5 protein-coding genes are annotated in these 3,514 nt (G+C 52.4%); 3 read left to right on the top strand and 2 right to left on the bottom strand.

Annotation, left to right across the window (positions count from 1 at the left end; translation table 11 throughout):
• The 3 genes from O6944_01820 to O6944_01810 form a co-directional block, all read left to right on the top strand.
• On the top strand, positions 1–192 hold a 192-nt coding region (locus O6944_01820), incomplete at its 5' end, for a hypothetical protein (protein MCZ6717881.1).
• Between the two features lie 123 nt (positions 193–315).
• Positions 316–780, top strand: a complete 465-nt coding sequence (locus O6944_01815) for a thermonuclease family protein (protein ID MCZ6717880.1) — start codon at positions 316–318, stop codon at positions 778–780.
• A 306-nt stretch (positions 781–1,086) separates the two neighbouring features.
• A complete protein-coding gene (locus tag O6944_01810; GenBank protein MCZ6717879.1) occupies positions 1,087–2,226 on the top strand; it encodes an aromatic ring-hydroxylating dioxygenase subunit alpha in 1,140 nt (379 codons plus the stop codon).
• A gap of 229 nt (positions 2,227–2,455) precedes the next feature.
• On the opposite strand, the gene O6944_01805 is transcribed toward O6944_01810, so the two are convergent.
• On the bottom strand, positions 2,456–2,884 hold the full coding sequence (locus O6944_01805; protein ID MCZ6717878.1) for a hypothetical protein: 429 nt from the start codon (positions 2,882–2,884) through the stop codon (positions 2,456–2,458).
• A 204-nt stretch (positions 2,885–3,088) separates the two neighbouring features.
• The coding region (locus O6944_01800) for a hypothetical protein (GenBank protein MCZ6717877.1) at positions 3,089–3,514 on the bottom strand (426 nt) is incomplete at its 5' end.

Raw genomic sequence — 3,514 nt, 5'->3', positions numbered from 1 at the left:
GCACTGACGGTGAGCTCGTTGGATGCAGCGAGAGATTTTATGAAAATGAAGGATATTGAGATCACCGGCTCCTTCAGCTTTGGGAACATGTCAGCAATTTTCATTCGCGATCCGGATCGCAACGTGATCGAACTAGACGCTTACGGCGAAGTGGGCGTAGAGGACCCGAGCGGCTATTCGGCACATCCATAGCAGACGGCCTCAGAGCTACTTGGTAGGCTTATCCACGTACCGGGAATCGTCTGGCAATCGCTGACCGAGGTACAGCCCCCGCTTGGGCAACTGGGCAGGCATTTTCATTGCCATACTTGGCACATGCGCTATCTGTCCCTTTTCCTGGTGCTGGTCAGCTTCCTGGCATCGGCCGAGACCATCCATCAAGGCAAAGTCGTCAAGATTGCCGATGGCGATACGCTGACCCTGCTGGCGGATTCCAAGCAGCTCAAGATCCGCCTATCCGACATCGACACCCCAGAAAGGAAACAGCCATTCGGCACCAGGGCAAAGCAGGCACTGTCAGAACTGGCCTTCGGCAAGCTGGCGCGAGTGGTGGAAGTGACGATTGACCGCTACGGGCGGATTGTTGGGCGGGATTATGTTGACGAAATCGACGTGAATCGAGAGCTTGTGGCTGAAGGTTTTGCCTGGGTGTATCGTAAGTACTCGAATGATGCTGAGCTATTGACGTTAGAGGCTGAAGCTAAGCAGAAGGGATTGGGATTGTGGGCTGACCCTAATCCGATACCGCCTTGGGAGTGGCGGCGAGGGCGGAGGGATTAGTGATGGTGCCAGGTTTGAGCGAGCACGAATGACCAAGATCGGCCAAAAGAAGCTGATCGAGATTTGAAAAGCTGACGTTCGTACTAACGCTTTGACTCAGCCGCGCAAGTTAGTGTGTCCGCTGGAGCCGCTAGTTATGTCCCAACCGCGACTTCAATCGAAAGCCAGATTTTATTACGCACAGAAACGTCTACAACGCGCATCAGTTCCGTGTCAAAATCGGGCTAAAAATAAGATTGTCTAGAATACATCCTTGTCAAAACGTATGTAGCATCCGAAAGATAGTTCATCTGCCTGGAGCTGGAAATGAATATTGTTAATCTGCCAATCGGCGATCGTGGCGCGATGTCGGACAATGCATCGTCGTCATGCACCTTGCCATCTAAGTACTACTTTGATGCCGGGATATTTCAAAGAGAGAGGCAAGCCATTTTTTATAGGAATTGGTGCTATGTTGGACACATAGGACAACTCGCGAAGCCGGAAGATTATTTCGTCGACAGTATTGTTGATCAACCTATTTTCCTCATTCGTGTCGACGACAACTCCATCAAGGGCTACATGAATGTATGTCAGCACCGAGGGCATCAATTGTTAACGGGCAGTGGAAGCGGCAAAAAGAGAATTGTCTGTCCCTATCATGCTTGGACTTATGACCTCGATGGGTCCTTGATTAGGGCGCCTTGCACAGATGAACTACCGAGTTTCAAACCAGACTCATTTGGTCTGAAAGAAATCGCGGTGGCCGAATGTGCCGGACTGTTATTTGCCAATCTGACACCCGTCTCGACAAAACACGAAGCATCGGTTTTTGAAGATGTGTATCCGGGATTGAAAAACACCCTGACAGGGCATCTTGGCAACCTTGAGGGTTTCGAACGCAAGCATCGCATCGACTATCAGATTGCCGCTAACTGGAAAGTCGTGGTCGATAACTTCTCCGAAGGCTACCATATCCCAATGGCGCATAGACTATTGTCCCAGGTGCTGGACAGCGCAGCATCTAGCGACTCCCGCATTGAGAAGCACTATGCATTCTTCGAGTCGATCTGCAAATCCGGTTATGCCGGATTGGATCTGGAACCCGGGCAATCCTATCTCTCGTGGACCATTTGGCCCAATACCTGCATGTTGAGCCAGCCGGGGTGCAAAAACCTATTTGTGATTCGCATGGCGCCGGACGGACCTGCGGGTTGTGCCGAAAGAGTTGACATATTAGCCCCGGCGGGTGAATCTGCACCCGAACTGGATGCACTTAAGACCTTGTTTGCTGACAATTTCAACAAAGAGGATATCGCCATTGTTGAAAGCGTACAAAGGGGTTTGCAAAGTTTGGGTTACGATCAGAGCCGCTATGTTGCGGACGGTAAGGAAGATTGGTACTCAGAGTCTGGATTGCATCGCTTTCACATGCGAATAATAGAAGCATTGGAGATTCAGCAGTAGTTTTAGTTTCATGCTTCCCTGAAAAACACACGGCCGTACTTGACTCGATTGTCCCGGATCCACAATCGTGTTCAGGCTCACGCGCGTGAATGACCGCTTTACGGAAGATATGCGAGAGGCCGGTATGGGTCGATAGTCGTCATTCGAGCCGGAAACCTCGGCCAAGCATGCGGAACGCCCACTTCCGGCCACTAGGCGTCTTTCATCATTAATTACTTACCAATTGTTTCTAGCTGATCCAACCCTTGCTCTCGGCCTGCTTCGAATACCAGGTCAAAAACGCCGTCACCATCAGCTGCACCAGATTGCCGATCACGGCCCCGACGGGACCGAAGTCCGAACCCGCCATACCAAGGGTATGGATCATTGTCACAATCGCGCCAAGTAACGACGCAATAAACACATAGTACGCAGCCGACTTCCTGAGCAGAAGCAGAAGGCAGCCTAGCGTGCCGCCAAAAACGGCTACCGCAAAAGCTCCGGTGGCCCATGCAGGTCGGCCTTCGATTAGCGCGCGATACAACTCGGGCATGGCAGCGACGGTGTCTGCATTCATCTGAGTGAAGAAATTTATGACACCCGCAATATTATAAATCAGCGTGACAGCGGCGATTGCCCAGAAACGCCAGTGAACGCCAACAACTGCCTCATCGTTCATCGCATCCCCCTATTGCTTGTTATTCTTTTGCTCGGGTAGCAGGTGTGACAACATATTCCGCTCGCCCGGACGATTTTACAAGATTGGGACTGGCCGCTTTGGGTCGATCTACGTCACTCGCCAATCAAGCCAGACCTTCATCTAGCTTCAAGTTGTCCTGACGCTGCCTTTCGGGTCAGGTATAGGTTCTTACAGCTCCCGGGCTCAGTTTCCGCCGCCGCCTCCAGCCCCACCTGAACCCCCGCCGCCACGATTTCGCCGATCCAGGCCGATCTGCTCCAGGTCCTGGAATATCCGCTGAGCATGGTCGGTCATAGTGGTCTTGTTTTTCTTGATGAACGCCATCAGTCCACCGGTGTCGGCGGCCGATGTGGCGAGCGCGTTGAAGCGGGGATTCACGCCCAGATAATCCACCGAATGCCCGAGGCCGATGGCGCTCTCCCTGATGTAAAGAACCAGCAGCTCCGGACCCTCCAGATAGCCGTTGTTGTTAGCGTTACTGTCGTAGTATGCCGCAACCGGCTGTGCCGCCTGGTAGACGATGTTGGCCACGGCAACCTTTCGAAAAGGAAGCGGATTGGTCAGGAACCCTGTCTGTGGCTCGAATCCCTTGAACACATCCCGGAAGGC

This window comes from Gammaproteobacteria bacterium, assembly GCA_027296625.1.
Lineage (GTDB): Bacteria > Pseudomonadota > Gammaproteobacteria > JAKEHO01 > JAKEHO01 > JAKEHO01.
This window is presented reverse-complemented; position numbering and strand designations above follow the sequence as displayed.

Bases quoted from the DNA above. Each gene is read 5' to 3' on its own strand.
- O6944_01815 (MCZ6717880.1), top strand. From the start codon at position 316: ATGCGCTATCTGTCCCTTTTCCTGGTGCTGGTCAGCTTCCTGGCATCG.
- O6944_01810 (MCZ6717879.1), top strand. From the start codon at position 1,087: ATGAATATTGTTAATCTGCCAATCGGCGATCGTGGCGCGATGTCGGAC.
- O6944_01805 (MCZ6717878.1), bottom strand. From the start codon at position 2,884: ATGAACGATGAGGCAGTTGTTGGCGTTCACTGGCGTTTCTGGGCAATC.